Raw genomic sequence first — 24,760 nt, forward strand, 5'->3', positions numbered from 1 at the left:
TTCAAGGATCTCAGAACGATGCCCGTTACCCCTGTGGTTGCGCCAGAAATGGTTGATCTTGCCTTTCGTCCCGATCCGGTCGCACCGGGCGGGCGGATTGGCCTGATCACGCTGGCCACCGATTTTAACAGCGAAGATGATTTGCGCCGCATCCTGCCCGGCGATGTCGGCCTGTTCACCACCCGCATTGAAAACGCCAATCCGGTCACGGTCGATCATTTGCGCGCCATGGCCGATGATTTGCCGCGTGCCGCCCGCACCCTGTTACCCGGATACGGCGTTGATGTGGTCATTTTCGGCTGCACATCGGGAACGGCGGTGAATGGATCCGCACGGATTGCCGGTCTGATCGGGCAAAGTCTGCCCGATTGTGCCGTGACCAACCCGTTATTGGCATCACAACTGGCGTTGCGTGCCGTCGGGGCTCGCAAAATTGCGCTGGTTGCGCCTTATATCCCGGCGGTCACCCAATCGGTCGCCGATGGCATGACCGCCGACGGGTTTGCAATCACCCGCATTCTGACATTCGGGCTGGAAACTGACCCGGATATGACCGCCCTGCCCCCCGATGCCTTGCTGGCCGCCGTCTTGCAGGCCAATTCTGACGATGCCGATGCGGTGTTTGTGTCCTGCACTGCCATCCGTGCCGCCGAAATGGTCGAACGGGCCGAACGCCTGATCGGCAAACCGGTGATCACCAGCAATCAGGCATTGGTCTGGCACGCCCTGCATTTGCTGGCCTTTGACAAACCGGTTACCGGCTTTGGCCGCCTGTTTGACCATGCCCCCGAAACCTCCGGCCGTGCGAGTTCCCGATGAAAGACCCGATTACCCTTGGCGATATCCTGTCGGCCCGCAAAAGCATTGCCGGGCAGATTGTCCGCACCCCGTTGCGGCCTTCGGCATCCCTGTCCGATGTCGTCAACAGCCCGGTCTGGGTCAAATGCGAACATCTGCAATATACCGGCAGTTTCAAGCTGCGCGGGGCGCTGAATGCGGTTTTGAAACTGACTGATGACCAGAAACACAAGGGCGTTGTCGGCGTTTCCACCGGCAATTATGGCCGGGCCCTGGCCTATGCCGCACAAAGAACCGGGGTGCGGGCGGTAATTTGCATGTCCGAACTGGTCCCCGCCAACAAGGTCGATGCCATTCGTGCCCTTGGGGCCGAAATTTGCATCACCGGCAAAAGCCAGGACGAAGCCCAGCACGAAGTGGATCGTCTGGTCGCAACACACGGCATGACGATGTTGCCGCCCTTTGACCATGCCGACATTATCGCCGGGCAAGGCACACTGGGCCTTGAAATTCTCGAAGACTTGCCCGATGCCGAAACCCTTCTGGTGCCGCTTTCCGGGGGCGGCTTGCTGGCCGGGGTGGCTTTGGCGGCCAAATCGGTCAATCCGGCAATCCGGGTCGTGGGGATTTCGATGGAACGCGGCTGTGCGATGATCGAAAGCCTTCAGGCCGGACAACCGGTGTCGGTCGAAGAACTGCCGACACTGGCCGATTCACTGGGCGGTGGCATTGGCCTGAACAATCAATATACCTTCGATATGTGCGCCGATCTGACCGATGATTTTGTTCTGGTCAACGAAACCCAGATCGCCGATGCCATCCGGGCCGCCTATCAGGATGACCAATATGTTCTCGAAGGTGCCGGGGCGGTCGGCATTGCCGCCCTGCGCGCCGGATTGATCGACAATCCCGGTCGCACGGTGGTTCTGGCAACCGGATGCAATATCGACATGGCCCTGCACCGGCGCATTACCGGCGGCGAAAATGTCGATCTTGGCACCGCCAAAGGGGCAGGAGCCACAACATGACCCATCTCAAAATCCTGACCGAAAGCGACTTGCGCAATGTCGTCACCCTTGATGGTGACGTGATCGACTGCATCGAAAAGGCCTTTGTCGCCCTTGCCGGGGGCAAGGTCAAAATGCCGCCGATCCTGCGGCTGGATATCGACGAATTCAACGGCGAGGTCGATGTCAAAACCGCCTATGTGCCGGGCATCGACAGCTTCGCCATCAAAATCAGCCCCGGCTTTTTTGACAATCCCAAACTGGGTCTGGCATCGGTCAACGGTTTGATGAATTTGTTTTCGGCCCGCACCGGCCTGTTGGAGGCGGTGATGCTCGATAATGGCTATCTGACCGATATCCGTACCGCCGCCGCAGGCGGGGTTGCCGCCCGTCATCTGGCCCGCCCCGATGCCCGCCATGTCGCCATTTTTGGCGCCGGCATGCAGGCGCATTTGCAACTGCATGCCCTGACGCTGGTGCGCAATATCGCATCGGCCACCATCTGGGCCCGCGATGTCGCCAAGGCGCAAAAAACCGCCGATGCCCTGTCGGCACAACTCGGTATCAAGGTTGTGGCAACCGATGACGGTGCGCTGGCCGCCAGTGCCGCCGATATCATCGTCACCACCACCCCGGCGCGTCAGCCGATCCTTCTGGCCGACTGGATCAAACCGGGGACGCATATCACCGCGATGGGGTCCGATGCCGAACACAAAAACGAAATTGATCCTGCGCTGATTGCGCAGGCCGGTCTTTATGTCTGTGACAGTCTGGCGCAATGCCGCATCCTTGGCGAACTTCATCATGCCATTGATGCCGGTCTGATCCCGGCCGATCACAGCTTTGCAGAACTGGGACAGGTCATTACCGGACAGGCAACGGGTCGCACCGATGCCAGTCAGATTACGGTATGCGACCTAACCGGTACAGGTGTCCAGGACACCGCGATCGCCACCCTCGCCCGGCAAAGATGCGATGCATCTGCCACCGGCACCGGGACCGTATCATAACAAAGGGCACAAGCCCTACGTTGGAGGCCTGCAATGAGTCAGGTTGAATTGAACTTCACGCGCGAAGAATATGCCGAGCGTCTGGAAAAAACCAAGGCATCCATGGTGGAAAAGGGCATCGATCTTCTGATCGTGACCGATCCGTCCAACATGGCGTGGCTGACCGGCTATGACGGCTGGTCGTTTTATGTCCATCAATGCGTTCTGATCCCGATCGAGGATGACCCGATCTGGTATGGGCGGTCACAGGATGCCAACGGGGCCAAACGCACCGTTTACATGACCCATGACCGCATCATTCCCTATGCCGATTATTATGTGCAATCGACCACCCATCACCCGATGGATTATCTGGCCGATGTGATCAATGCACGGGGATGGGGCAATCGCACCATCGGCGTGGAAATGGACAATTATTATTTTTCGGCCCGCTGTTTCCTGCAACTGCAAACCCACCTGCCCAATGCCAAATTCAAGGATGCCACCGCCCTTGTGAACTGGCAACGCGCGGTCAAATCCGAAACCGAGATTTTCTATATGCGCCAGGCGGCCCGCATTGTCGAACATATGCATGAACGCATTCTGGAAATCGTCGAACCGGGCATGCAGAAAAACGAACTGGTCGCCGAAATTTACCGCACCGGCATTGTCGGGGTCGAAGGTATTGGCGGCGATTACCCGGCGATTGTGCCGCTTTTGCCATCCGGGGCCGATGCCAGTGCGCCGCATCTGACCTGGGATGACAAACCGATTCCGGGCAATGCCGGAACGTTTTTTGAAATCGCCGGATGCTATAAACGCTATCACGCACCGCTGTCGCGCACCGTGTTTCTGGGCGATCCCGATCAGCGGTTCCTTGATGCCGAAAGCGCGCTGATCGAAGGGCTTCAGGCCGGGCTTGAATCCGCCAAACCGGGCAATGTCTGCGAGGATGTGGCACATGCCTTTTTTGGCGTTCTGCAAAAATACGGCATCGAAAAAGACAGCCGCTGTGGCTATCCGATTGGCCTGTCCTATCCGCCGGACTGGGGCGAACGCACCATGAGCCTGCGTCCGGGCGACCGCACCGTTCTGGAACCGGGCATGACATTCCATTTCATGCCCGGCCTGTGGTTTGATGATTGGGGGATCGAAATTACCGAAAGCCTGATGATCACCGAAACCGGGTGCAAGACCCTGACCAATTTCCCGCGCCAGCTTTTTGTTAAAAACTGACGCAGGTGTCATGCCCACACCGGGGCTGCCGACGGTCGCGGCAGCCCCGCCCACGCAAGGAAACGGCCATTATGACAAAAAAATCACCCATCACCCCGACCATCCCGCTGGATGTCGACGGGGTGCATCACGGTTTTCTGAAACTGCCCTATTCGCGCGATGATTCCGCGTGGGGGGCTGTGATGATTCCCATCACCGTCATTCGCAATGGCAATGGCCCCACCGCCCTTTTGACCGGCGGCAATCATGGCGATGAATATGAAGGCCCGGTTGCCCTGTTCAAACTGGCCAATCATCTGGCCGCCAGCGAAATCAGGGGCCGGGTGATTATCCTGCCTGCGATGAATTATCCGGCATTTTGCGCCGCCACCCGGATATCGCCGATTGATCGCGGCAACCTGAACCGCACCTTTCCCGGTCGCCCGGATGGCACCGTCACCGAAAAAATCGCCGATTATGTTTTGCGCCATCTTGTCCCGCTGGCCGATATCGTTCTCGATATCCATTCCGGCGGCAAGACACTCGATTTCATCCCGTTTGCCGCCGTGCATGTCCTGCCCGACAAAAAACAGGAGGCCGCCTGCATTGCCGCGATGAAGGCGTTTGGTGCGCCCTGGTCGATGATGATGTTGGAACTTGATGCGGTGGGCATGTTTGACACCGTGGTCGAGGATGCCGGTAAAACATTCGTCACCACCGAACTGGGCGGCGGCGGCAGCACAACCGCCGAACGGGTGGCCATTGCGGATCGCGGGGTACGCAATCTTTTGATCCATGCCGGGATTCTGGCCGATAAACTCGATATCCCGGAACCGACCCGGATGCTTGATATGCCCGGTGATGACTGCTTCATCGCCAGCGAGGTCACCGGCCTGTTTGAACCCTGTGTCGATCTGGGGGCAAAGGTTCGCAAGGATGATCTGGTCGCACGGGTTTATGATATTGAACGCACCGGCGGCAAAATGACCGAATATTTCGCCCGGCGTGACGGCATTCTGGCCGCCCGGCATTTCCCCGGCCTGATCAAGACCGGCGATTGTCTGGCGGTGATTGCAGCAATGGTGGATTCATGATCCGTCTGGACGAACAGGATCTTAAAATCCTGCTGACCCTGCAACGCGAAGGGCGCATCACCAAGGTCAAATTGGCCGAGGCGGTCAACCTGTCGCCCAGCCCGTGCTGGGAACGCCTCAAACGTCTGGAAGATCTGGGCGTGATTTCGGGCTATAACGCCCACATCAATCTGGAAAAACTGGTCAAACCGACCCTGGTGATGACCGAAGTCACCCTGCGCCATCATCAACACGAAGATTTCACGATTTTTGAAAAAGCCGTGCAGGACATCCCGGAAATTGTGGAATGTTACGCACTGGGCGGCGGGGTGGATTATATGTTGAAAATCCTGTGCCGCGATGTCGATGGATATCAACGGCTGATTGACCGGCTTCTGGTCGCCAATATCGGCATTGACCGCTATTTCACCTATATCGTCACCAAGAAAATTAAATCCGAACCCTTCCCGCCGCTTGAAAGCCTGCTGGACCCGCCGGTGCGCGGAAAATAACCCGCCGCTCACAACATCTATCTGCTTTCCTTCCCCCTGAAATTATGGCGAAATGGCTTTTTGGCATCGCCATTTTCGGGGGGAACCGGCATGGATACGGGGTGTGTAAAAACCATGACAAAATGGGCCATGCTCAGCCTGCTTGGGCTGGGCCTTGTCGGCTGTCAAACCACAAGCACCCCCCAGCCCGCCCCGCCCGCACAGATGCAATACAACATCCCAAGCGCCAGCGTTTCCGATCCCGGTGCGATTCAGTTCAAAATCAGCCCAGCCGGTGTCGGCGGCTATTACGGCTGGCAGATGCAAGTAACAAAGGCCGCGAGCAACAAGGGTTTCAAACCCTTCATCACCGACCAATTATCCGCCGGGCAGATCAAGGAATATGCGCTTTGGGCCGACAAATATACGGTGAATGTCTATCGTCTGGGCGATCTGAAATATAGCGGCTGGGTCGATGTTTATCCCGGCGAAACCACCGTGGTTTATGCCGATACCGGCCTGTTTACCGACGATATTGCCATCAGCCGGCAACCCGACCCGAAACGGATTGATCCCACCATTGATACAACCGCATGGCGCGTGCCGATATCAACCACTTACGGACCCGATACGCTTTTTAACGAAAACGGATTTCGCGCCGACTATACCGGCCCGCAAAACAACGGCAATCTGGTTGGCGAGGGAACGGTCGAAATCACCCGCAATGGTCAGCCCTTTGCCGAAATCCTGAATGCCGAAATCACCGATGAAACCATCACCGGCGATATCGAATATGCCGATGGCCGCGAGGTTGATGGCGTTTATCAAACCAACACCCACCAACTGACACCGGGCAGCACGACCCGCTGGCCGGATGGAACCGTCTTTACCGGCACCTATCAGGCGTTCGATCCGCTGGAAGGTGCATTGCACATGGCCGATGGCAATGTCTGGCAGGGGCCGGTACGCCAACGCAAACCGGCGGGGCAAGGTCGTCTGACCTGGTGGGAAGGCGGATGGATGGATTTTACAGATGCCTCGACCTATCCGCTCCAGACCGGTGAATTTGTCTGCGGCGATGAAAATGTCGCAATGGGGGATTGTTATTATTACGGCGGCCAGAAACTGGAATCGGCAGGCGAACTGGCCGCTCTGATCGAAAAAGATCGTCAGATCACCGCCGCAAGGGCCGCCGAAGAAGCCGCCAAAGCCGCACAACAAAAACAGACCGAAACAGCACAAGCCACCACGCCAACCGGGTGCCAGACCGTCGGCGGCAAATTTGTTGCCGATGGCGGGGATACATTACTGGACCTTGACGGCACCGGCAGCGGCCCCGGACGATTTGTGCAATATACACAAGGCGGGGCCACCCGCTATCAGTTTGACATTACCCTGCGCTATCACACCACAGCCGACAGCATCACCTATCAATACGGGCAGGGAACCTACAAAATCGCCGCCACCGGGCAGGTTCTGCAAACCATGAGCGCACCCGGTGCCACCGTGCCGTGCCGCTATGACGGCACGATCCTGTCGGTGGATGGCAAACAGTTCCGGCCGCGCTGATCTCCAAAGATCAACCGCGGCCGGATCAAAATATCGGAACCGAAATCAGGATTTTTTGCGGCGTGCGCCCAACAGAAAATCATACCCGGCCAGCGCCATCGTAATCGCGATGACAATTCCCAAATCCCAGCGCGGCACATGCCACACCAGAATGCCCAGAAAACCCAGCAGCATGATCAGGGCAAACAGCGCCATGATACGGTTGGTCATGCGGTTTCTCCTTTGTCGCCAAGCGATGTGATATGATCGGCCAACCAGCGTGCCGTGCGCAAAAGCCGCGCATCATCACCCCGTCGCCCAATCAGTTGCACCCCCATCGGCATGCCATTTTCGGCCCAAAATACCGGTATGGTCACCGCCGGTGTCCCACACAGGGTCCACAAACCGTTAAAGACCGGATTGCCGGTTGTTGTCAGCCCTTCGGGGGCCGGGCCAAGGGTTGCCGGGGTGATGATGGCATCACACCGATCCAGAATTTCGTTCAGGGCCGCATTATACAATTCCCGCCAATCAAGGGCGGCAATGTAATCGCGGGCCAGAATATCCTTGCCCTTGTCCATCATCCGGGTCAGTTCCGGCGACATTTTGTCGCGGCCCCGCCGTTCAAGGCTGTAATAACATTTGGCCATTTCCGCCGCATTGATCCGTGCGCGAATATCCGCCGCCTCGTTAAACACGGCAGGCAGCGGGGCCTCAAAACAATATTCACCCAAAACTTCGACCAGTTCGGCCATCGCCAGATGCGTTTGTGCGTCCGCATCGTCAAACCCCGGCACCCGGACAAAGGCAAGGGTCGGGGTCACTGGCGGGTTGCTGCCCGCCACCGATAACAGGCGCGGTGTCGGGGCCGGTTCGGTCGCACTGTCTTGCGGGTCATACCCGAATAAAATTTCCGCCAAAAGGGCGGCGTCTTCGACCGTGCGGGCGAAAACACCCACCGTATCAAGACTGGGCGATTGCGGCAAAATGCCGGTCCGCGGGATCGCGCCAAAGGTCGGCTTGAACCCGGTAATCCCGCAAAAAGCCGCAGGCCGGATCACCGACCCGCCGGTTTGCGTTCCCACCGCCAATGGCACCATTCCGGCCGCCACGGCCGCCGCCGACCCCGCCGAAGACCCGCCCGGCGTATGGGCGGAATTATGCGGGTTGCGGGTTTTGGACGGATGCATAAAGGCCAGTTCGGTTGTCACCGTCTTGCCCATAATGATCGCCCCGGCCGCCTTGAGTTTGGCCACAATCACGGCATCCTTGTCAGGCACGCGCCCGGCATCAATCGGGGTGCCGTTTTCGGTCGGGATTTTGGCCGTGTCGATGACGTCCTTTAACGCCACCGGCACCCCGTGCAGCGGCCCGATCGGTGCCCCCGACAATCGCCGGGCATCAAGGGCCGCCGCCTGTGCCAGAACATGGTCGCTGTCAAGCCACGCCCATGCCTGAATTTCCGGTTCCCGAACGGCGATCAGGTCCAGACAGGCCTGCGCATATTCCACCGCCCGCAAGGCACCCGATGCCAGACGGTCCCGCACCTCGACCGCGCCAAGCGCCAGAACAGGGTTGGCGGATTTTTCGCGTTTACCGGGCGCCATAGAACGCATCCGGCAGGTGGAAGACGATTTGCGGGAAATTATACATAATCACCATGCTGACAATCACCATGAACAGGAACGGCATGACGCCCTTGAAAATCTCTGTCAGTTGCAAGCCCGGCGGCGCAACCCCCTTGAGATAATAGGCCGACATCGCCATGGGCGGGGTCAGGAACGAGGTTTGCAGATTGAGTGCGACCAGAATACCGAAAAACAGCGGATCAATGTTGAACAGCGGCAACAATGGCAGGAAAATCGGCACAAAGATGATGATGATTTCCGACCATTCCAGCGGCCAGCCCAGCAAAAAGATGATCAGCTGCGCCATCAGCAGGAATTGCAACGGCGTCAGATCAAGACTGCTGACAAATTCAGCAATCACATGTTCGCCGCCCAGATAGGAAAACACCGACGAAAAAGTATAGGACCCCACAAACAGCCAGCACACCATCGCCGATGTCCGCACGGTCAGATACACCGATTCCCGCAACCGCTGAAACGTCATGGCACGATAGCCGAATGCCAGAACCATCCCGCCCAGTGCCCCGATGGATGCCGCCTCGGTCGGGGTTGCAAACCCGAACAGGATTGATCCCAGAACCGCCAGAATCAGGAAAGCCAGCGGGAAAAAGGATGTGAACAGCATCCACAAAACCTGCAACAGCGGCACTTCGGGCACTTCTTCCTTGCTGGGTTTCGGGGCGGCGGACGGCTGCAACACCGCCCGGCCCACCACATAAAGAAGATAAAGACCAACCAGCGTCAGGCCCGGCAACAATGCCCCGGCATACAGCCGCACAATCGACACCCCGGACGATGCCGCATAAACAATCAGCATGATCGACGGCGGGATCAGAATGCCCAGCGTCCCGCCCGCGCAGATGATCCCGGCGGCAAAACTTTTATCGTACCGCGCCTTAAGCATCGCAGGCAGGGCCAGCAACCCCATCAGGGTCACCACCGCGCCGACAATCCCGGTTGCCGTGGCAAACAACGCACAGGTAATCAGGGCCGCCACACCAAGGGAACCGGGAATATTACGCGCCGCGATATTCAGGGTGGAAAACAGGCGATTGACGATATTGGCCCGTTCAACGATGTACCCCATAAACAGGAACAGCGGCACGGCGGTCAAAACCTCGTTCGACATCACCGTATAGGTCTGGTTGATAAAAAGGTCAAAGATACGGCTGTTAAAAGCGCCTTCCACCCATGTCGTTATCGACGTCCAGATATCGGCATCTTCGCCCAGACGGTTAAAGGCCCGCCACATGCGACCATCGTCGAAATAGGCGTAATAGCCAAAACCGATGCCCAGCGCCATCAACGTAAAGGCGACAGGAAAGCCCAGAAAGACCAGGATGATGAAGATGCCAAGCATCAACAGGGCAACTTGGGGATCAACCACGTTTACAGCTCCGTTCAAGACCGGTTATGAGGTTTATGATGCTGGCGGTCACAGGTCGCCTTCGGCGCGCTGCTTTATCAAGATTTCTTCGGTTTCCCGCACATCTTCTTCGGCTTCGCGCCAATACCCCTCGCGCATGCACAGGATACAGCGCATCACCTGGGCAATGCCCTGAATAAACAGCAATAATCCTGCCGCGACGATCACCGTTTTGAACTGGTAAATCGGCACCCCCGCCGGGCTGTTGACGCTGACCTCGCCATATCCCCACGACCGGGCCGAATATTTCCAGCCGGTCAGAACCAGCGCCGTAACACCGGGGAAAAAGAAAAAGAGATAAAGAACCAGGTCCACTTTCGCCTGGGTTCGGGGCCGCCATAAACGATAAATGAAATCGCCCCGGACATGCCCGCCGCGCGACAGGGTATAAGCCCCGCCCATCATGAATAATGTGCCATACATGATAAACGACACATCCAGCGACCAGGTTGTCGGGGAATTCAGGGCATAGCGTACGAGAACCTCGTAGCTCATCCCCAGTGTCATCAGAATGATCACCCAGCCAAAGGACTTGGCAAACCATGCCGAAAGATTGTCGGCGAATTGAATAAACCGGATCATCATAAAAATTCCATAGCCGGAAGGACAGCCCCGCAGACGCATCAAACGCTTGCGGGGCTACCTTGTCAGTTAGACAAACTGAAACAGATTAAAGTTTCAATTTACCCGGGAAGTAATGATCATAGGCCAGTACGTAGTCAGGCGAATTCATCAATTCGTAGTATGTCACCCGTTCGACCCAGGCGCGCTGGCTGTCCAGAACACGTTTCATATACGCATCCTGTTCCAGTTCAGGGATCAACTTGTCCCAGGCTTCAAGCTGTGCTGCCAGAATTTCGTTCGAGGTGCGGTGGATGGTCACACCCGATTCATTCTGAAGTTTTTGCAGATCGGCCGAATAATTATCAAGGGCAAGCGACGTGTTGGACGTGGATGCCGCTTCAACCGCATAGCGCAGGATCGCCTGAAGATCGGGTTCGAGATCTTCAAGGAAATCCTTGTTAAACAGGAATTCAAAGCTTTCCGACGCCTGGTGATAGGACGACAGATAATAGTTTTTCGCCACATCCTGCGCGCCAAACCGCATGTCAGAAGACGGATTGTTGAATTCAAAGGCGTCAATCACACCGCGTTCCATCGCCGGCACAATTTCGCCGCCCGGAAGCTGTGCGACGCTCATCCCCATCGATTGCAGCAAATCTGCCGCCAGACCGACGGTGCGGTATTTAAAGCCCTGAATATCGGCAACCGTGTTGACTTCACCCTTGAACCAGCCAAACGGCTGGGCCGGCATCGGAAAGCCCAAAAGGCCCACAATGTTCAGCCCCATCACATCCTGGGTCAGTTCGCGGTAAAATTCTTCGCCGCCACCGGCATAGAACCATGACAGCATGGTGGTGGCCGAACCGCCAAACACCGGACCGGTGCCAAACAGCGATGCGGCCTTGTTCTTGCCATACCAGTAAACCGGCACTGAATGGGCGATATCGATCACGCCGTCATTCACACCGTCCAGCACCTGAAACGCGCCAACAACGGCACCCGCAGGCAACAGATCGATTTTAAGACGGCCCCCCGACATGGCTTCGACACGTTCGACATATTGACGGGCAAAGTCCATCCAGATGTCCGATGCCGGCCACGAGGTCTGCATTTTAACAACAAGCGGTGCCTGCGCCAAAACAGCCGGCGCCGCAAACATGCCGGTTGCGGCAACGCCACCGGCAACAACACCGGTCGCCCCTTTACTCAGGAACGAACGACGTGACAGATTTTCAGGTTTGGTGTGTTCCGTTTTCGGTAAATTTTTCATTTTTTCCTCCCGGATTTCATAACCATGGTCAGCAACCATACGGCGGAAGTCCCATGATCCCATTAGCTTTACACAGCCTTTTTGGCAACACAAGCACCATCGAATATAGATCTTTCCACCATGTGGAATACAACCAAGGATAGTTTCGCCTGTAACCTTCGTCGTTTCCGCAATGTCCCGCTCAGACCAGCCGGTCCTGTGGCGCGCGCCCCGAAAAAAACGCATCCAGATTATCAAGGGCGCGGAACCCCATCGCATCGCGGGTTTCTTCGGTGGCCGATCCGATATGCGGCAACAAAAAAACATTCGGCAATGCCGCCAGCGCAGGATTCCCCCCCGGCTCCACCTGAAACACATCCAGACCGGCGGCAAACAGCCTGCCGCTTTGCAGGGCGTCGATCAGGGCCGCCTCATCCACAAGGCCGCCGCGTGCCGTATTGACCAGGATCGCCCGGTCCGGCAACAGGGCCAGCGTTTTGGCATTGATGATGTTTCTGGTGTCGGGGGTGGCCGGACAATGCAGCGACAAAACATCGGAAACCGCAAACAGTCCCGCGACCGTATCGTGAAACACAGCGCCTTTTTCCAGATGTTCCGGCAAACGGGTGCGATTGTGATAATGGATTTCCATGCCAAACCCCCGCGCCCGGTCCGCCGTCACCTGCCCGACCCGGCCCATGCCCAGCACGCCAAACTGCTTGCCGCTCACCTGCCGTCCGACCATAAAGGCGGGCGACCAGAAATCCCATTTCCCGGCGCGGATCATCGCATCGCCTTCGGCCCCACGCCGGGCCGCCCCCAACATGCACAATATGGCGATTTCCGCCGTCGCATCCGACAACACATCGGGCGTATTGGTCACAACAATGCCCGCCGCCTTGGCCGCTGCCAGATCAACATGATCAACCCCGACCGAATGATTGGCGATAATGCGCAGGCGCTTGGGCAGGGCCGCAATGACATCGGCACTGAAATGTTCGGAATGGCACGGCAACACCGCATCGACATTCTGACACCGCGCAATCAGTTCATCGGCATCAAACACATGATCATCGTCATTCAGGATCACCTGATAGGTTTGCTTCGCGCGTGCCTGCACAACATCACGCAATTTGCGTGTGATCAAAAGCACCGGTTTCCCAGTCATCATTGCCTCCCGGATGAAGCTTTGCGCTTCTTGTTAGGGTGTGACCCATAAATTTTCCGTCCATAAACAAAGGCCCAAATGGAACCAATCCACAAGGGCCTTTGCATATTATTCCGCATCCCGGAAAAGGTCTGACCGGTTAAAGCATCGTCCAGACCGCCCCGCGCTGGCTTGATGCCACCACCGCCTCGACAAAACGCATCCCCTTGACCCCTTCGGCAATCCCCGGCACCAGAAGCGACGCCGCAGGCGGCGGCGTGTCATTCAGGCGGGCGCAAAGCTGATCGGCGAAATCGCTGTAAAGATTGGCGAAACCTTCCAGATATCCTTCCGGATGGCCGGACGGAACCCGCACGCCATGCAATCCCGCCGATCCGATTCCCGGCCCGTTGCGGGTCAACAGGCGCGGCTGCCCGGCCAGCGGCCTGAAATGCAGATGATTGGGATGTTCCTGCGCCCATTCCAGCGACCCCTTGTCGCCATAGACCCGCAACCGCAGGCCGTTTTCATGGCCAATCGCCACCTGACTGGCCCATAACATGCCGCGTGCGCCGTTTTTATAACGCAGCAAAATCTGCACATTGTCATCCAGAACCCGGCCCTCCACCATGCGCGACAGATCGGCGCAAAGTTCGTGGGGCTCCAGCCCGCTGACAAAGCAGGCCAGATTATGGGCATGGGTGCCAATATCGCCCAGCGCCCCGCCCATCCCGGCCTGTGCCGGATCGGCCCGCCAATGCGCCTGTTTGTTGTCGGTATCTTCAACCCGTGTCGCCATCCAACCTTGCGGATATTCAACCTGCACCAGCCGGATCGTGCCCAGCTTGCCGCCATGCACCATATCGCGCGCCTCGCGCACCATCGGATAGGCGGTGTAATTATGCGTCAGGGCAAACAGCAACCCGGTTTGCGCAACCTTTGCCGCCAGTTTTTCCGCCTCGGCCAGATCAAGGCAAAGCGGCTTGTCACAAATCACATGAATACCGGCATCAAGCATCGCCATCGCGGCGGGGAAATGCAAATGATTGGGGGTGACAATCGCACAGACATCCATGCCGTCGGGGCGGGCGGCCTCGCGCTTTGCCATTTCGGTGAAACTGTCATAACTGCGATCCGGGTCGATAAACAGTTCCTGTGCCGACGCCCGGGCAATGTCGGGTTTTGACGACAATGCCCCGGCCACCAGTTCATAACGGTCATCCATCCGGGCGGCCAGACGATGCACCGCCCCGATAAACGCCCCCTTGCCACCGCCGACCATGCCCAGACGCAGGCGACGGGGCGCGGTCTTGTTGCTGCTTGCTGTTATCATTGCCGTCTCCGTTCCGATAATTTGGTTATCCAAGACCCAAAAGCCGCCGGTTGGTTGCCTCATCCGCACCCGCCCCGGCAAAATCGTCAAAAGCTTTTTCCGTCACCCGGATGATGTGATTTTTGATGAATTCCGCCCCTTCCCGCGCCCCGTCTTCGGGATGTTTCAGGGCGCATTCCCATTCCAGAACCGCCCAGCCGTCAAAATCAAGGGCCGCCAGTTTGGAAAAAATGGCCCCGAAATCCACCTGCCCGTCGCCCAGCGACCGGAACCGCCCGGCCCGCCCGGCCCATCCCTGATACCCGGAATAAACGCCCTGTCGCCCGGTCGGATTGAATTCCGCATCCTTGACATGGAACATTTTGATCCGGTCTGCGTAAATATCGATGAAATCAAGGTAATCAAGCTGCTGCAAGACGAAATGGCTGGGATCATACAGGATGTTGCACCGCGCATGTCCCTTGACCCGGTCCAGAAACATCTCAAAGGTTGCACCATCAAACAGATCTTCACCCGGATGGATTTCATAACAGATATTGACCCCCGACGCATCGGCGGCATTCAAAATCGGCAACCACCGTTTTGCCAGTTCGTCAAAGGCGGTGTCGATCAACCCCGCCGGGCGTTGCGGCCACGGATAGACAAACGGCCATGCCAGCGCCCCGGAAAAAGTAACATGATCCCCAATACCCAGATTTTCAGACGCCTTGATCGCCAGTAAAAGCTGTTTCACTGCCCATTGTTGCCGCGCCTTGGGATTGCCGCGCACTTCGGGGGCGGCAAAACCGTCAAACATCTCGTCATAGGCCGGATGAACCGCCACCAGTTGCCCTTGCAGATGGGTGGACAATTCCGTCAGTTCCACCCCGTATTGCGCCAGTGTGCCCTTGACCTCGTCGCAATAATCCTTGCTGGTTGCCGCCTTTTCCAGATCAAACAGGCGCTTGTCCCAACTGGGCATTTGCACACCCTTATAGCCCAGCGACCCGGCCCAGCGGCCAATATGGTCAAGGCTGTCAAACGGGGCATCATCCCCGGCAAACTGGGCCAGAAAAATGGCCGGTCCCTTGAGAGTCTTCATCGTGACCTCGTATGTTGTCGTCTTGAGGATGATGGGGAACCGCCGCCTGCCCGCACAGGAAGAAAATACAGACAGGCGACAGCCCCACCCGGATCAGTCACCACTCAGAACGGCGAATCCGGGAAATAGAAATTGCTGGCATTTTCCTGGGTCACCACTGTCGCGCCCAGAATGTAACGGCCTTCGACCGCCCCGTTGGAAACGAATTTCAACGCGGTAATATCCATCGCGGTGGCAATCATCGATGGCGGATACAGCACATCAATCGGCACCAGCGCATCGCCATCCATCACCCGTTTGATGATGTCTTTCATCCCGGCCCCGCCGACGATGAACATTTCATCGGCACGATCCGCCTGATTGACCGCCTCGATCACGCCCAGCGCAATGTCGTCATCCTGCGCCCAGACCGCATCGATTTGTGGAAACCGCGACAGGAAATCCTGCATGACTTCAAACCCGTCATCGCGGTTCCAGTTGGCGTGTTTCATATCCAGAACCTCGATATCCGTGCCTTCGATTTCGGCAAGGAACCCTTCAACCCGTTCTTCGTCAATCACGGTCGGAATGCCGCGCAAAATCACGATCTTGCCCTTGCCATCCAGACGGCCCTTGATGTATTCGCCCGATACCCGGCCCAGTTCGGGATTATTGCCCGCAACATAGACATCCTCGATCCCCGGCAGGGAAAGACCACGATCCACCACGGTCACAAATTTGCCCGCCTGTTTGACCTGCTGGACCGGCACGGTCAACGGATCGGATTCAAACGGCAAAACCACCAGCGCATCAATATTTTGCACCGACACAAGGTCTTCCAGGTCATTGGCCTGTTCGGTCGCGCCATTGGCGGTCACAATGATGATATCCAGATTGGGATAGGCGGCCTCAAGACGTTTTTCGGCCTCGCCTGCGTGCCAGTTAAGACCCCCGGCCCAGCCATGGGTCGCCGCCGGGATCGAAACCCCGATTTTGATTTTTTCCTGCGCCTGTGCGGCGGTTGCCGCAAAACCAAGGGCAACCGCACAGGCCGCACCCAATATACCGGGCAGGAATTTGGATTTTATGGTCATGGTGTTTCCTCACTGATGAACAAAATGATGGATCATTTGTCGCGATGACCGGGTGTTGACCGCCCGCGTCAGTTTTTCTTGCGTCGCCAGTCGCCCCGTTGCAGCAAAACCGCGACGATAATGATCAGCCCCTGAACAGCCCCGTTCAGATAGTTGCTGATAACGTCCGTAAGATTGAGAATATTGCCAATGGTGGTCAGCATGATCGCCCCGATCACCGTGCCCCAGATGCGGCCATAACCGCCTTTCAGCATGGTGCCGCCAATGATCACCGCCGCAATCGCCTCCAGTTCCCACAAAACCCCGGTGGACGAGGATGCAGACCCCAGACGCGGCACATAAATGATCGTGGCAATCGACACACACAGCCCCTGAATGACATAGGTCAGGGTCTTGATCCGGTCGACATGGATGGCCGAATAACGCGCCACCTGTTCATTGGACCCGATGGCAAAACATTTGCGGCCAAACGGCGTCATGTTCAGCAACACATACCCGCCGACCGCCACCGCAAAAAACACCACCACCGGCACCGGAATTCCCAAAATATCGCCGTAATACAGCGGGCGATAGGTATCGCGGATCGCAAAATCCAGCGACAGCGTGCCACCATCGGCCATATAGGTCACCAGTGACCGGTAAATCCCCATCGTGCCAAGGGTGACGATAAAGGCCTCGATCTTGCCGCGTGTCGTCACCAACCCGTTGATCGCCCCGGCGGCAACGCCCAGAACCACACTGACCGCAATGCCCAGCAACACGGTTTCCACCCCCGCGCCAAGGGTGGCAATCAGGGTGTTCATCACCACAATCATGGCACCGGAAATAAACGCCGCCATCGACCCGACCGACAAATCAATGCCGCCCGCCGTGATCACAAAGGTCGCCCCGACCGCAATGATGCCGATAAAGGCCGACCGGGTAAAAATATTCGACAGATTGCCGCTGCTCAGAAACGCATCATTGATCAGCGCCCCCAGAACAAACAGCGCCACCAGGGCCATAAACGGCCCCATTGCCTTGAAATCAATAAACCGTCCGGCGGCGGTGCGACCCGCGCTGCGCCCGGAATTACCCATGAACAGACACTCCCTGATTGTCTGAAATACCTGTGGCGTGCCGCATGATTTGATGTTCGGTGCGGTCTTCGCCGTCGAGAATGCCGGTAATACGGCCTGCGGCCATCACAATGATCCGGTCCGAAAGCCCCAGCATTTCGGTCATTTCCGACGACAGCAAAATCACCGATTTGCCCTGTGCCGTCAGATCGCCGATGAAATGATAAATCTGGCTTTTGGTGCCAATATCGATGCCGCGTGTCGGCTCATCGATAATCACGATATCGGGGTTGCATTCCATCACCTTGGCCAGCAACAGTTTTTGTTGATTGCCACCGGAAAAATCCCCGACCTTGGTCGTGCGGTCTGCCGCCCGGATGTCAAAGGCGGCAATCGCCTTTTCAAGGGCGGCGTCCTCTGCCTTGCGGTTCAGCAAAAACCGCCCGAACCGGTCCAGCGCCAGCAAGGTCAGATTGGGCCGCATCTCCATATTCAGCAACAACCCGCTGCCCTTGCGATCCTTGGTCAGATAGGCAATCCCGCACCGCCCGGCATCGCGCAGATTGTCAATCACAACCGGTTGCCCATCGCGCAAAATCGCGCCGCTACTACGCGGGCGCAGGCCAATGATCGCCTCCATCAGGGCCGTGCGCCCGGCCCCGACAATCCCGGCAAACCCCAAAACCTCGCCCCGGCGCAAATCAAAACCGGCATCATAAACCTGTCCGGGCACCGACAGATTGCGCACCGACAACACCACGGGCGCTGACGGATCGGCAATCTGGTCGGGGAACATCTGGGCGATATCGCGCCCGACCATCAACCGCGCCATATCGTCCTTTTCAAGACCGGCAACCGCCTGTGTCGTGATATGGCTGCCATCGCGCAAAACGGTAACGCGGTCGGCAATCGCCTTGATCTCGTCCAGCTTGTGGGAAATATACAGGATCGCCACCCCGCGCTCGCGCAGGCGGCGGATCTGGTCAAACAGAATATCCACCTCGCGCCCGGTCAGAACGGCGGTCGGTTCATCCAGAATCAGAATATCGGCCTGTTTCGACAGTGCCTTGGCAATTTCAACCATTTGCCGGTCCGATACCGGCAAATCGCGAATACGGGTGCAAGGATCAATATCACACTGCAATCCGGCCAAAAGCCGGGCGGCCTCATCGCGCATTGCGGCCTTGTCCAGAAACCAGCCACGGGTCATTTCACGACCCAGAAAAATGTTTTCCTCGACCGTCAACTGATCGGCCAGGTTCAATTCCTGATGGATCAGGATAATACCGCGCGCCTCGCCATCCTCGCTGCTGTCAAAGGATACCGGGCTTCCGTCCAGCACGATCTCGCCACTGTCAGGCGCATGATACCCCGACAGGATCTTGACCAGCGTCGATTTGCCCGCGCCATTTTCCCCCAAAAGCGCATGCACTTCACCGGCATAAAGATCGATGGGAACATCAAACAGCACCTGTGCCGCACCAAAGGATTTGCATATCTGGCGTGCAGACAGTCGCAACTGACCCGAAACGACGGGTTCAGCGGCATTTTTTGCCGCATTCTTCATGGATAGGACCTCCCTGCCCCGCTTTTGCGCGGTGAACTCTTGATTATCCTTTTTGTAAACGTTTTCATTTTTTATGTAAACCTTTACATTCTCAATTTTGGCCGCAATATCACCCTCAATCCCTTCCCGTGATGCCGCTGGACAGCCCGGTAGCGTCAGAGTAGGAAAAGACATGATCGAAAAAATCGCGACAATAGAGGACGTTGCCCAACAGGCCGGGGTATCGATTGCCACCGTCAGCCGGGCCTTGCACAAACCGCAAATGGTGTCGGCCAAGGCCCGCGAACGGGTGCAAACGGCCATTGCCGCCACCGGCTATACCGCCAATGTGGCGGCGCGCAATTTGCGCCTCAACCGGTCGGGCATGATCCTGTTGCTGGTGCCTGATATCGGCAATCCGTTTTTTTCGGCGATTCTGTCGGGCATCGAACAGGGGGCCAGCAAGGCCGGGTACAATGTCCTGATCGGCGACACCCAGAACGACCCGGAACGCGAGGCAACCTATGCCGCCTATCTGCGCAGCAATCAGGCCGATGCCATGATCCTTCTGAATGGCACCCTGCCCGCCCCGCTGGCACGGGCCGGACGCGGCCAGCGGCCCCCGGTGGTGATTGCCTGCGAACGCATTCCCGGCTGCGATTTGCCGACCGTGATCATTGACAATGAACGGGCGGCCTTTCTCGCCACCCGGCATTTGCTGGATCTGGGCCATCGCCGCATTGCCCATGTCGCCGGCCCGGCGCAAAATATCCTGACCACGGACCGCATCGCCGGATATCAACAGGCCCTGCGCGACGCCGGGATCACCCCCGATGCCAGCCTGATCTATGGCGGCGACTATTCGATTGAATCGGGGATTGCGGCGGGGCGGGCCTTGTTGTCACGCCCCGAAAACCGCCCCACCGCCTTTTTCTGCGCCAGTGACGGCATGGCGATTGGCGTGATTGTGGCGGCCAAGGAAATGGGGCTGCGCGTGCCCGACGATATTTCGGTTTTCGGGTTTGACGATATTCACCTGGCGGCCAATTACGACCCGCCCCTGACCACGGTGCGCCAGCCGCGCCGCCGTCTGGGCGAACAGGCAATTGCCCTGCTGCTGGAACGCCTCGATACCAGCCTGCCCCATGCCCCCGCCCGCGCCAATCCGGTCATCGTCCCGACCGAACTGATCATCCGCAACAGCACCGGCCCGTGTCGGGACTGAACACAGGAATGCGTCTGGAGAAGCGGAGACGATTGCAGGTGGTGCGTGCCCTTGAGGCGCCGTCTCCGCATTCCAGGCTAACCGCCTGCTACTTCACGGCGGCGTTGCCGCCATCGGCGAACAAAGCTGACCCGGTAACGAAGCTGGCCATGGAACTGGCAAGGAAAACAGCGGCAGATGCGAGTTCCTCGGGTTGGGCGATCCGCTTCATCGCATGGAGTCCGGCCGCCCAATCCTTCTGACTTTGGTCGCCTGCCATCTCGGTATCCGTGCCGCCCGGCAGAAGGGCGTTAGCCCTGATCCCTTGGGCGGCATAGTCGGCGGCTATGCCTTTCACCAAGCCCATCAATCCAGCTTTCGAGGCACCATAGGCGGCCATGCCGGGAAGACCGACGCTGGTGCCGACGAAGCTGGACATGAACACGATAGAGCCGCCGCCGCGCTCAAGCATCGCGGGTATCTGGCTGCGCGCACCCAGATATGCAGCCGTCAGATTGATGGTCAGCGTGTGGTGCCAGTCTTCCGGCGCGATTTCGGCAAGCGGCTTTACCGGTCCGACTGTGCCGGCATTGTTGATTGCGATGTCGAGGCCGCCAAATTCGCGTATCGCATCCGCCACAACGCGTTCATGGGTTTCGGGGAGACCGATGTCGCCGACGGACGCATATGCGCGGCCTCCCTTGGTGCGGATTTCGTCCACCACTTCATCCAGCCGAGCTTGGCGTCGCGCGGTCAGGACGACTGCCGCTCCGTGCTCGGCGAACATCCGCGCAACCGCACGACCGATGCCGGAAGACGCCCCGGTAACAATCGCAACCTTGCCTTCAAGTAAATTCATATCTCGAACATCCCTTCTATTTTCGTTAATGGCAGAGATATACTCGGGCTTGATCCGCCAACCACTCCGCTTCTTGCGGTCAAAACATTGCTTGCCGTGCGACGCGCAGGGCCGCTGACGGTGGGTCGCTCGGGGCGGGGTTTGAAAGCAAGATGCGGAGTTCCGGTCGTCTCGCCGGCTGCTAGAGAGACGCGATAAACGCGCATAAATCGGGTTGCGAGCAGAGCCGGGCGATGTGCATTTGAAGACAGGACAATGATTTTTCAGAGGGAACGGACATGCGGCCCGTCAAACAGAACGGCACCAGACCATCTGGTCACGCTGATGAAAGCCAGTATTGGGATGCAGTTGTTCGCCGGGATACGGCATCCGAGGGCCAGTTCTTCTATGCCGTGAAATCAACCGGCATCTATTGTCGGCCAGGCTGTCCGTCGCGACTTCCGAAAAGAGAGAATGTCGCCTTCTTTTCAGACTGCCAGGCTGCCGAAACGGCTGGGTTTCGAGCCTGCAAACGATGCAACCCCAATGGCGTTTCAATTTCCGGGAAAAGCGCGGCAGCCGTCAGCGAGGCGTGTCGCCTGATCGAAACCTCCGAGGAACTTCCAAAACTCGACACGCTGGCGGATGCTGTCGGCATCAGTCCATTCCATTTTCATCGCCAATTCAAGGCGATCACGGGACTGACGCCGAAAGCATATGCGGCCGCCCATCGCGCGAAAACCGTCCGTGCGGCGCTAACTGATCCGCAGAGCACGGTGACACAGGCGATCTATGACGCCGGATACAATTCGAGCAGCCGTTTCTACGAAAAATCCACCGCGACGCTCGGCATGACGCCGACCGCATACAGGAACGGCGGTGTCGGCGCGGAGATCAGGTTCGCCATCGCCGAATGTTCGCTCGGTTCCATACTGGTGGCGTGTAGCGAGAAAGGCGTGTGTGCGATCCTGTTGGGAGACGATCCGGATACGTTGGCTCGCGACCTTCAGGATCGCTTTTCGAAGGCACGTCTGGTCGGTGGCGATGCTGTATTTGAGCAGTTGGTCTCCCAGGTTGTGGGGTTTGTCGAAACCCCCGGCATTGGCCTCGACTTGCCGCTCGACATTCGCGGAACCGCGTTTCAGCAAAGGGTCTGGCAGGTATTGAGAGAAATCCCCGTCGGCCAGACGGTCAGCTACGCCGAAATCGCCGAACGGATCGGAGAACCTAAAGCCGTGCGGGCTGTCGCCCAAGCGTGCGGCGCCAACAAGATCGCCATCGCGGTTCCCTGTCATCGCGTGGTCAGAACGGACGGCGCGCTGTCCGGCTATCGCTGGGGCGTCGAACGCAAACGTGCGCTGCTGGAGAAGGAGGCTCAGATATGAACGCCTCTTCCATCGAGCCAGTCGCGGGACACAACACATCTATCCCGATCACCATCGCTGTTTCTATCATGTTCACAATCTCTTCTTTATGCTTCGCGGTCCCGAAACGGGCCGCCAGCAACTGTTCGAGACGGTGAAGAGAGGCATGGCACATAAGGTGTTTGCCCCGACTTGTCCTATAAAACACCTGTCGATGCGATCCGGAATTATCAACAATTCCGCCTCAATGAATTCGTGCGCACATTCGTAGGCACTTGGTCTATTGAGCTAAAAGATAACCCTATTGAACCCTGAAGATATTTGAAACTGAGTTGCCATAATATGGCATTTTCATTTTTGTTTTGACGCGGGCTCGTTGAGCGGAAATACAGTCACGGACCGGCGCTTCAACAACCAATCGCCATAGGCTAAAATTGTTTTTACTGCAACTTAGAGGCACATTCTTGAACGAAGCAACGTCTTTATTTCCTCATATTCCAGTCCGTTCTGCCTCATATAAATATGAGTTGCTCGATGGCAGCTTGGACAAAGCGGCGCCAAATCATCTAGCCTTACTTGATAAGATTTCTCAAATGTAGATAGTGGGATTTTGTGATGTGCTTCTATGTAAGCAACACCATATCGGTTAAAAAAATCACTATCGCAAATATCACAAGTAGAATCTGAAACCAATTTTAGAAGATTTGTTAAACTCTTGCTCCGCTCAACAAGGAGGTGAGTTGCATGTCGGCGACCACCTTCCATAAAGGCTATGTCATTGTTTTCTTCTACTTCATACACGATTTCGTTATGCCTCTCCAACACAACGAAAACATCTTTTATCTCTGACACGATAAATCTACCTTCGAATATCCATTCAGCCTTTTCCTCAACAAAAAGCAATATCGGATAAGAAAACTGTGGCTGAGAGATGAGGACTCGATTTGCCGTCTCCTCGAATGAAACTACCGAATTCCGTGCCTTTAATGAGTATCGATATGTATTCTGATACTGGTCCAACCAACCATCGTGATCATACGATCCAGGTCGAACTTTGATAATTGCGCCATATATGTTGGGAAATTTCCCAATCCAATTGATGCCCTGCTGAGGTGTATTTCCTATTGCGAAGTCTTCCCCTCCCCAATACTCTGAATTTTCAACCTTGGAATACTGTATGAGGTCATAAAGATTCCTCTTTGAAACTCTAACACCAGTCGGAATCTCAAGAATCTCTTGCGGACGCTCTATTTTCAATTGCCACCCTCCACCACCAAAGCACCAACTAACTTTCAGAATCTGATTTAAGGTTATTAAGCAAAAGAAGGGCTATCTGACGCAAGATTCGCCTACCCGCCCCCGGCCTGCCGCCATTGTTCGTAAATCGCCCGGGCGCGGTCATCCTGATCGACAACCGCCTGTTCGCGCCGGGTGCCATCGGCAAAAATTTCAAACCGGATGCCGTTGGGATCGCGGATATAAAGGCGGCGCGACGTGCCGTCATCTTCGTTGTGATAAACCACCTTGTGTGTAAACAGATGGTTCTGCCACGCAATCACATCCTGCGCCGAACCACAGCACAAACCGATGTGAAAAACGGTTTCGGGCATGTCGGGATCGTCGGCATACGGCCCCCTGTCGGCAGGCCAGTCATAAAAAGACAGGCGCGTGCCATCGGGCAGGGCAAAGGTGATCAGCAAATAATCGCTTTTCCATGCCGGGCTGTAACCGCTTTCGGCACGGACCAGCCGGGCCTTGAGTACACGGGAATAAAAATCATCGGTCGCGGCCAGATCGCGGGCCGGAAAGGCCAGATGATCAACACGAAACGGTGCGGGTGGCATATGCGCCTCCTTGCCTTGTCACTGTCTGGACTTAGGGTGTGGACCCATAAATATGATCGTAATGGCACCTGATATGACCGCGAAATCCAAGGAAAAGCCCGCAGAGCGGGTTGCCATCCCGGTCAAGGGATTTGACGCCGGAGTTCGCGGTCATATCAGGTGTCCTACGGATCGGTCAGATTTGCACGGGCTACTTTGTCGCGAAATCTTGAAAGATATATATCTTCCTGCAATTTCGCTTCGCGTATCCGCACAAATCTGATCGACCATTGCGGTCATATTTA

General features: G+C 56.9%; 23 protein-coding genes. 9 read left to right on the top strand and 14 right to left on the bottom strand.

Annotation, left to right across the window (positions count from 1 at the left end):
• The first annotated feature begins 18 nt into the window (after positions 1-18).
• The 7 genes from Q8O73_RS00260 (at position 19) to Q8O73_RS00290 (ending at position 7,142) form a co-directional block, all read left to right on the top strand.
• On the top strand, positions 19-819 hold the full coding sequence (locus Q8O73_RS00260; RefSeq protein ID WP_305553117.1) for an Asp/Glu racemase: 801 nt from the start codon (positions 19-21) through the stop codon (positions 817-819).
• Positions 816-1,826: a hydroxyectoine utilization dehydratase EutB gene (gene eutB / locus Q8O73_RS00265; RefSeq protein ID WP_305553119.1), complete on the top strand. Its 1,011-nt coding sequence runs from the start codon at positions 816-818 to the stop codon at positions 1,824-1,826. The genes Q8O73_RS00260 and eutB overlap by 4 nt, the downstream gene beginning before the upstream one ends.
• Positions 1,823-2,815: an ectoine utilization protein EutC gene (eutC, locus tag Q8O73_RS00270; RefSeq protein ID WP_305553121.1), complete on the top strand. Its 993-nt coding sequence runs from the start codon at positions 1,823-1,825 to the stop codon at positions 2,813-2,815. The genes eutB and eutC overlap by 4 nt, the downstream gene beginning before the upstream one ends.
• A gap of 33 nt (positions 2,816-2,848) precedes the next feature.
• Positions 2,849-4,030 (top strand): ectoine hydrolase DoeA, encoded by a 1,182-nt coding sequence (gene doeA, locus Q8O73_RS00275; protein WP_305553123.1) that lies wholly within the window; start codon positions 2,849-2,851, stop codon positions 4,028-4,030.
• Positions 4,031-4,101: 71 nt separating this feature from the next.
• Entirely contained in the window at positions 4,102-5,103 is a 1,002-nt protein-coding gene (gene doeB, locus Q8O73_RS00280; RefSeq protein ID WP_305553125.1) for a N(2)-acetyl-L-2,4-diaminobutanoate deacetylase DoeB, read from the top strand.
• Positions 5,100-5,594, top strand: a complete 495-nt coding sequence (locus Q8O73_RS00285; RefSeq protein ID WP_305553127.1) for an Lrp/AsnC family transcriptional regulator — start codon at positions 5,100-5,102, stop codon at positions 5,592-5,594. Before doeB ends, Q8O73_RS00285 begins: the two co-directional genes overlap by 4 nt.
• A 114-nt stretch (positions 5,595-5,708) precedes the next feature.
• Positions 5,709-7,142, top strand: coding sequence for a hypothetical protein (locus Q8O73_RS00290; RefSeq protein WP_305553129.1), 1,434 nt, complete (start codon positions 5,709-5,711; stop codon positions 7,140-7,142).
• A 45-nt stretch (positions 7,143-7,187) separates the two neighbouring features.
• Here the strand turns inward: Q8O73_RS00290 and Q8O73_RS00295 are convergent, their stop codons facing one another.
• From Q8O73_RS00295 to Q8O73_RS00345, 11 genes are all read right to left on the bottom strand, one after another.
• The gene (locus tag Q8O73_RS00295; RefSeq protein ID WP_305553131.1) at positions 7,188-7,352 is read right to left on the bottom strand and encodes a hypothetical protein; all 165 of its coding nucleotides are present in this window, start codon (positions 7,350-7,352) and stop codon (positions 7,188-7,190) included.
• Positions 7,349-8,728, bottom strand: a complete 1,380-nt coding sequence (locus Q8O73_RS00300) for an amidase (RefSeq protein WP_305553133.1) — start codon at positions 8,726-8,728, stop codon at positions 7,349-7,351. Before Q8O73_RS00300 ends, Q8O73_RS00295 begins: the two co-directional genes overlap by 4 nt.
• Positions 8,715-10,136: a TRAP transporter large permease subunit gene (locus tag Q8O73_RS00305; protein ID WP_305553136.1), complete on the bottom strand. Its 1,422-nt coding sequence runs from the start codon at positions 10,134-10,136 to the stop codon at positions 8,715-8,717. The genes Q8O73_RS00300 and Q8O73_RS00305 overlap by 14 nt, the downstream gene beginning before the upstream one ends.
• 48 nt (positions 10,137-10,184) lie before the next feature.
• Positions 10,185-10,757: a TRAP transporter small permease subunit gene (locus tag Q8O73_RS00310; RefSeq protein ID WP_305553139.1), complete on the bottom strand. Its 573-nt coding sequence runs from the start codon at positions 10,755-10,757 to the stop codon at positions 10,185-10,187.
• A gap of 88 nt (positions 10,758-10,845) precedes the next feature.
• On the bottom strand, positions 10,846-12,009 hold the full coding sequence (locus Q8O73_RS00315; protein WP_305553142.1) for a TRAP transporter substrate-binding protein: 1,164 nt from the start codon (positions 12,007-12,009) through the stop codon (positions 10,846-10,848).
• Positions 12,010-12,190: 181 nt separating this feature from the next.
• On the bottom strand, positions 12,191-13,156 hold the full coding sequence (locus Q8O73_RS00320; protein ID WP_305553386.1) for a D-glycerate dehydrogenase: 966 nt from the start codon (positions 13,154-13,156) through the stop codon (positions 12,191-12,193).
• Between the two features lie 139 nt (positions 13,157-13,295).
• Positions 13,296-14,468, bottom strand: a complete 1,173-nt coding sequence (locus tag Q8O73_RS00325; protein ID WP_305553145.1) for a Gfo/Idh/MocA family protein — start codon at positions 14,466-14,468, stop codon at positions 13,296-13,298.
• 25 nt (positions 14,469-14,493) lie between these two features.
• Positions 14,494-15,549, bottom strand: coding sequence for a sugar phosphate isomerase/epimerase (locus Q8O73_RS00330; protein ID WP_305553148.1), 1,056 nt, complete (start codon positions 15,547-15,549; stop codon positions 14,494-14,496).
• A gap of 104 nt (positions 15,550-15,653) precedes the next feature.
• Positions 15,654-16,622: a substrate-binding domain-containing protein gene (locus Q8O73_RS00335; RefSeq protein WP_305553151.1), complete on the bottom strand. Its 969-nt coding sequence runs from the start codon at positions 16,620-16,622 to the stop codon at positions 15,654-15,656.
• 68 nt (positions 16,623-16,690) lie between these two features.
• The gene (locus Q8O73_RS00340; protein WP_305553154.1) at positions 16,691-17,701 is read right to left on the bottom strand and encodes an ABC transporter permease; all 1,011 of its coding nucleotides are present in this window, start codon (positions 17,699-17,701) and stop codon (positions 16,691-16,693) included.
• Positions 17,694-19,247 (bottom strand): sugar ABC transporter ATP-binding protein, encoded by a 1,554-nt coding sequence (locus Q8O73_RS00345; RefSeq protein ID WP_305553157.1) that lies wholly within the window; start codon positions 19,245-19,247, stop codon positions 17,694-17,696. The genes Q8O73_RS00340 and Q8O73_RS00345 overlap by 8 nt, the downstream gene beginning before the upstream one ends.
• 172 nt (positions 19,248-19,419) lie before the next feature.
• Here Q8O73_RS00345 and Q8O73_RS00350 point away from each other — a divergent pair, with 172 nt between their 5' ends.
• On the top strand, positions 19,420-20,451 hold the full coding sequence (locus tag Q8O73_RS00350; RefSeq protein ID WP_305553160.1) for a LacI family DNA-binding transcriptional regulator: 1,032 nt from the start codon (positions 19,420-19,422) through the stop codon (positions 20,449-20,451).
• Between the two features lie 88 nt (positions 20,452-20,539).
• Here the strand turns inward: Q8O73_RS00350 and Q8O73_RS00355 are convergent, their stop codons facing one another.
• Complete coding sequence (locus Q8O73_RS00355) at positions 20,540-21,289, bottom strand: SDR family oxidoreductase (protein WP_305553163.1); 750 nt, start codon at positions 21,287-21,289, stop codon at positions 20,540-20,542.
• Positions 21,290-21,567: 278 nt separating this feature from the next.
• Between Q8O73_RS00355 and ada the strand changes: the two genes are divergently transcribed.
• On the top strand, positions 21,568-22,653 hold the full coding sequence (gene ada / locus Q8O73_RS00360) for a bifunctional DNA-binding transcriptional regulator/O6-methylguanine-DNA methyltransferase Ada (protein WP_305553166.1): 1,086 nt from the start codon (positions 21,568-21,570) through the stop codon (positions 22,651-22,653).
• Between the two features lie 429 nt (positions 22,654-23,082).
• Here the strand turns inward: ada and Q8O73_RS00365 are convergent, their stop codons facing one another.
• Both Q8O73_RS00365 and Q8O73_RS00370 read right to left on the bottom strand, forming a co-directional pair.
• On the bottom strand, positions 23,083-23,889 hold the full coding sequence (locus Q8O73_RS00365) for an HNH endonuclease (RefSeq protein WP_305553169.1): 807 nt from the start codon (positions 23,887-23,889) through the stop codon (positions 23,083-23,085).
• A gap of 92 nt (positions 23,890-23,981) precedes the next feature.
• A complete protein-coding gene (locus tag Q8O73_RS00370) occupies positions 23,982-24,476 on the bottom strand; it encodes a VOC family protein (RefSeq protein WP_305553172.1) in 495 nt (164 codons plus the stop codon).
• Positions 24,477-24,760: the final 284 nt, after the last annotated feature.

The organism is Thalassospira sp. (genome assembly GCF_030690045.1).
Lineage (GTDB): Bacteria > Pseudomonadota > Alphaproteobacteria > Rhodospirillales > Thalassospiraceae > Thalassospira.

Coding starts and splice junctions, on each gene's coding strand:
- Q8O73_RS00320 (WP_305553386.1), bottom strand. CDS start 13,156: ATGACTGGGAAACCGGTGCTTTTGATCACACGCAAATTGCGTGATGTT.
- Q8O73_RS00345 (WP_305553157.1), bottom strand. CDS start 19,247: ATGAAGAATGCGGCAAAAAATGCCGCTGAACCCGTCGTTTCGGGTCAG.
- Q8O73_RS00310 (WP_305553139.1), bottom strand. CDS start 10,757: ATGATCCGGTTTATTCAATTCGCCGACAATCTTTCGGCATGGTTTGCC.
- Q8O73_RS00340 (WP_305553154.1), bottom strand. CDS start 17,701: ATGGGTAATTCCGGGCGCAGCGCGGGTCGCACCGCCGCCGGACGGTTT.
- doeB (WP_305553125.1), top strand. CDS start 4,102: ATGACAAAAAAATCACCCATCACCCCGACCATCCCGCTGGATGTCGAC.
- doeA (WP_305553123.1), top strand. CDS start 2,849: ATGAGTCAGGTTGAATTGAACTTCACGCGCGAAGAATATGCCGAGCGT.
- Q8O73_RS00285 (WP_305553127.1), top strand. CDS start 5,100: ATGATCCGTCTGGACGAACAGGATCTTAAAATCCTGCTGACCCTGCAA.
- Q8O73_RS00370 (WP_305553172.1), bottom strand. CDS start 24,476: ATGCCACCCGCACCGTTTCGTGTTGATCATCTGGCCTTTCCGGCCCGC.
- Q8O73_RS00335 (WP_305553151.1), bottom strand. CDS start 16,622: ATGACCATAAAATCCAAATTCCTGCCCGGTATATTGGGTGCGGCCTGT.
- Q8O73_RS00350 (WP_305553160.1), top strand. CDS start 19,420: ATGATCGAAAAAATCGCGACAATAGAGGACGTTGCCCAACAGGCCGGG.
- Q8O73_RS00315 (WP_305553142.1), bottom strand. CDS start 12,009: ATGAAAAATTTACCGAAAACGGAACACACCAAACCTGAAAATCTGTCA.
- Q8O73_RS00290 (WP_305553129.1), top strand. CDS start 5,709: ATGACAAAATGGGCCATGCTCAGCCTGCTTGGGCTGGGCCTTGTCGGC.
- eutC (WP_305553121.1), top strand. CDS start 1,823: ATGACCCATCTCAAAATCCTGACCGAAAGCGACTTGCGCAATGTCGTC.
- Q8O73_RS00330 (WP_305553148.1), bottom strand. CDS start 15,549: ATGAAGACTCTCAAGGGACCGGCCATTTTTCTGGCCCAGTTTGCCGGG.
- Q8O73_RS00300 (WP_305553133.1), bottom strand. CDS start 8,728: ATGGCGCCCGGTAAACGCGAAAAATCCGCCAACCCTGTTCTGGCGCTT.
- Q8O73_RS00260 (WP_305553117.1), top strand. CDS start 19: ATGCCCGTTACCCCTGTGGTTGCGCCAGAAATGGTTGATCTTGCCTTT.
- Q8O73_RS00355 (WP_305553163.1), bottom strand. CDS start 21,289: ATGAATTTACTTGAAGGCAAGGTTGCGATTGTTACCGGGGCGTCTTCC.
- eutB (WP_305553119.1), top strand. CDS start 816: ATGAAAGACCCGATTACCCTTGGCGATATCCTGTCGGCCCGCAAAAGC.
- ada (WP_305553166.1), top strand. CDS start 21,568: ATGCGGCCCGTCAAACAGAACGGCACCAGACCATCTGGTCACGCTGAT.
- Q8O73_RS00295 (WP_305553131.1), bottom strand. CDS start 7,352: ATGACCAACCGTATCATGGCGCTGTTTGCCCTGATCATGCTGCTGGGT.
- Q8O73_RS00325 (WP_305553145.1), bottom strand. CDS start 14,468: ATGATAACAGCAAGCAGCAACAAGACCGCGCCCCGTCGCCTGCGTCTG.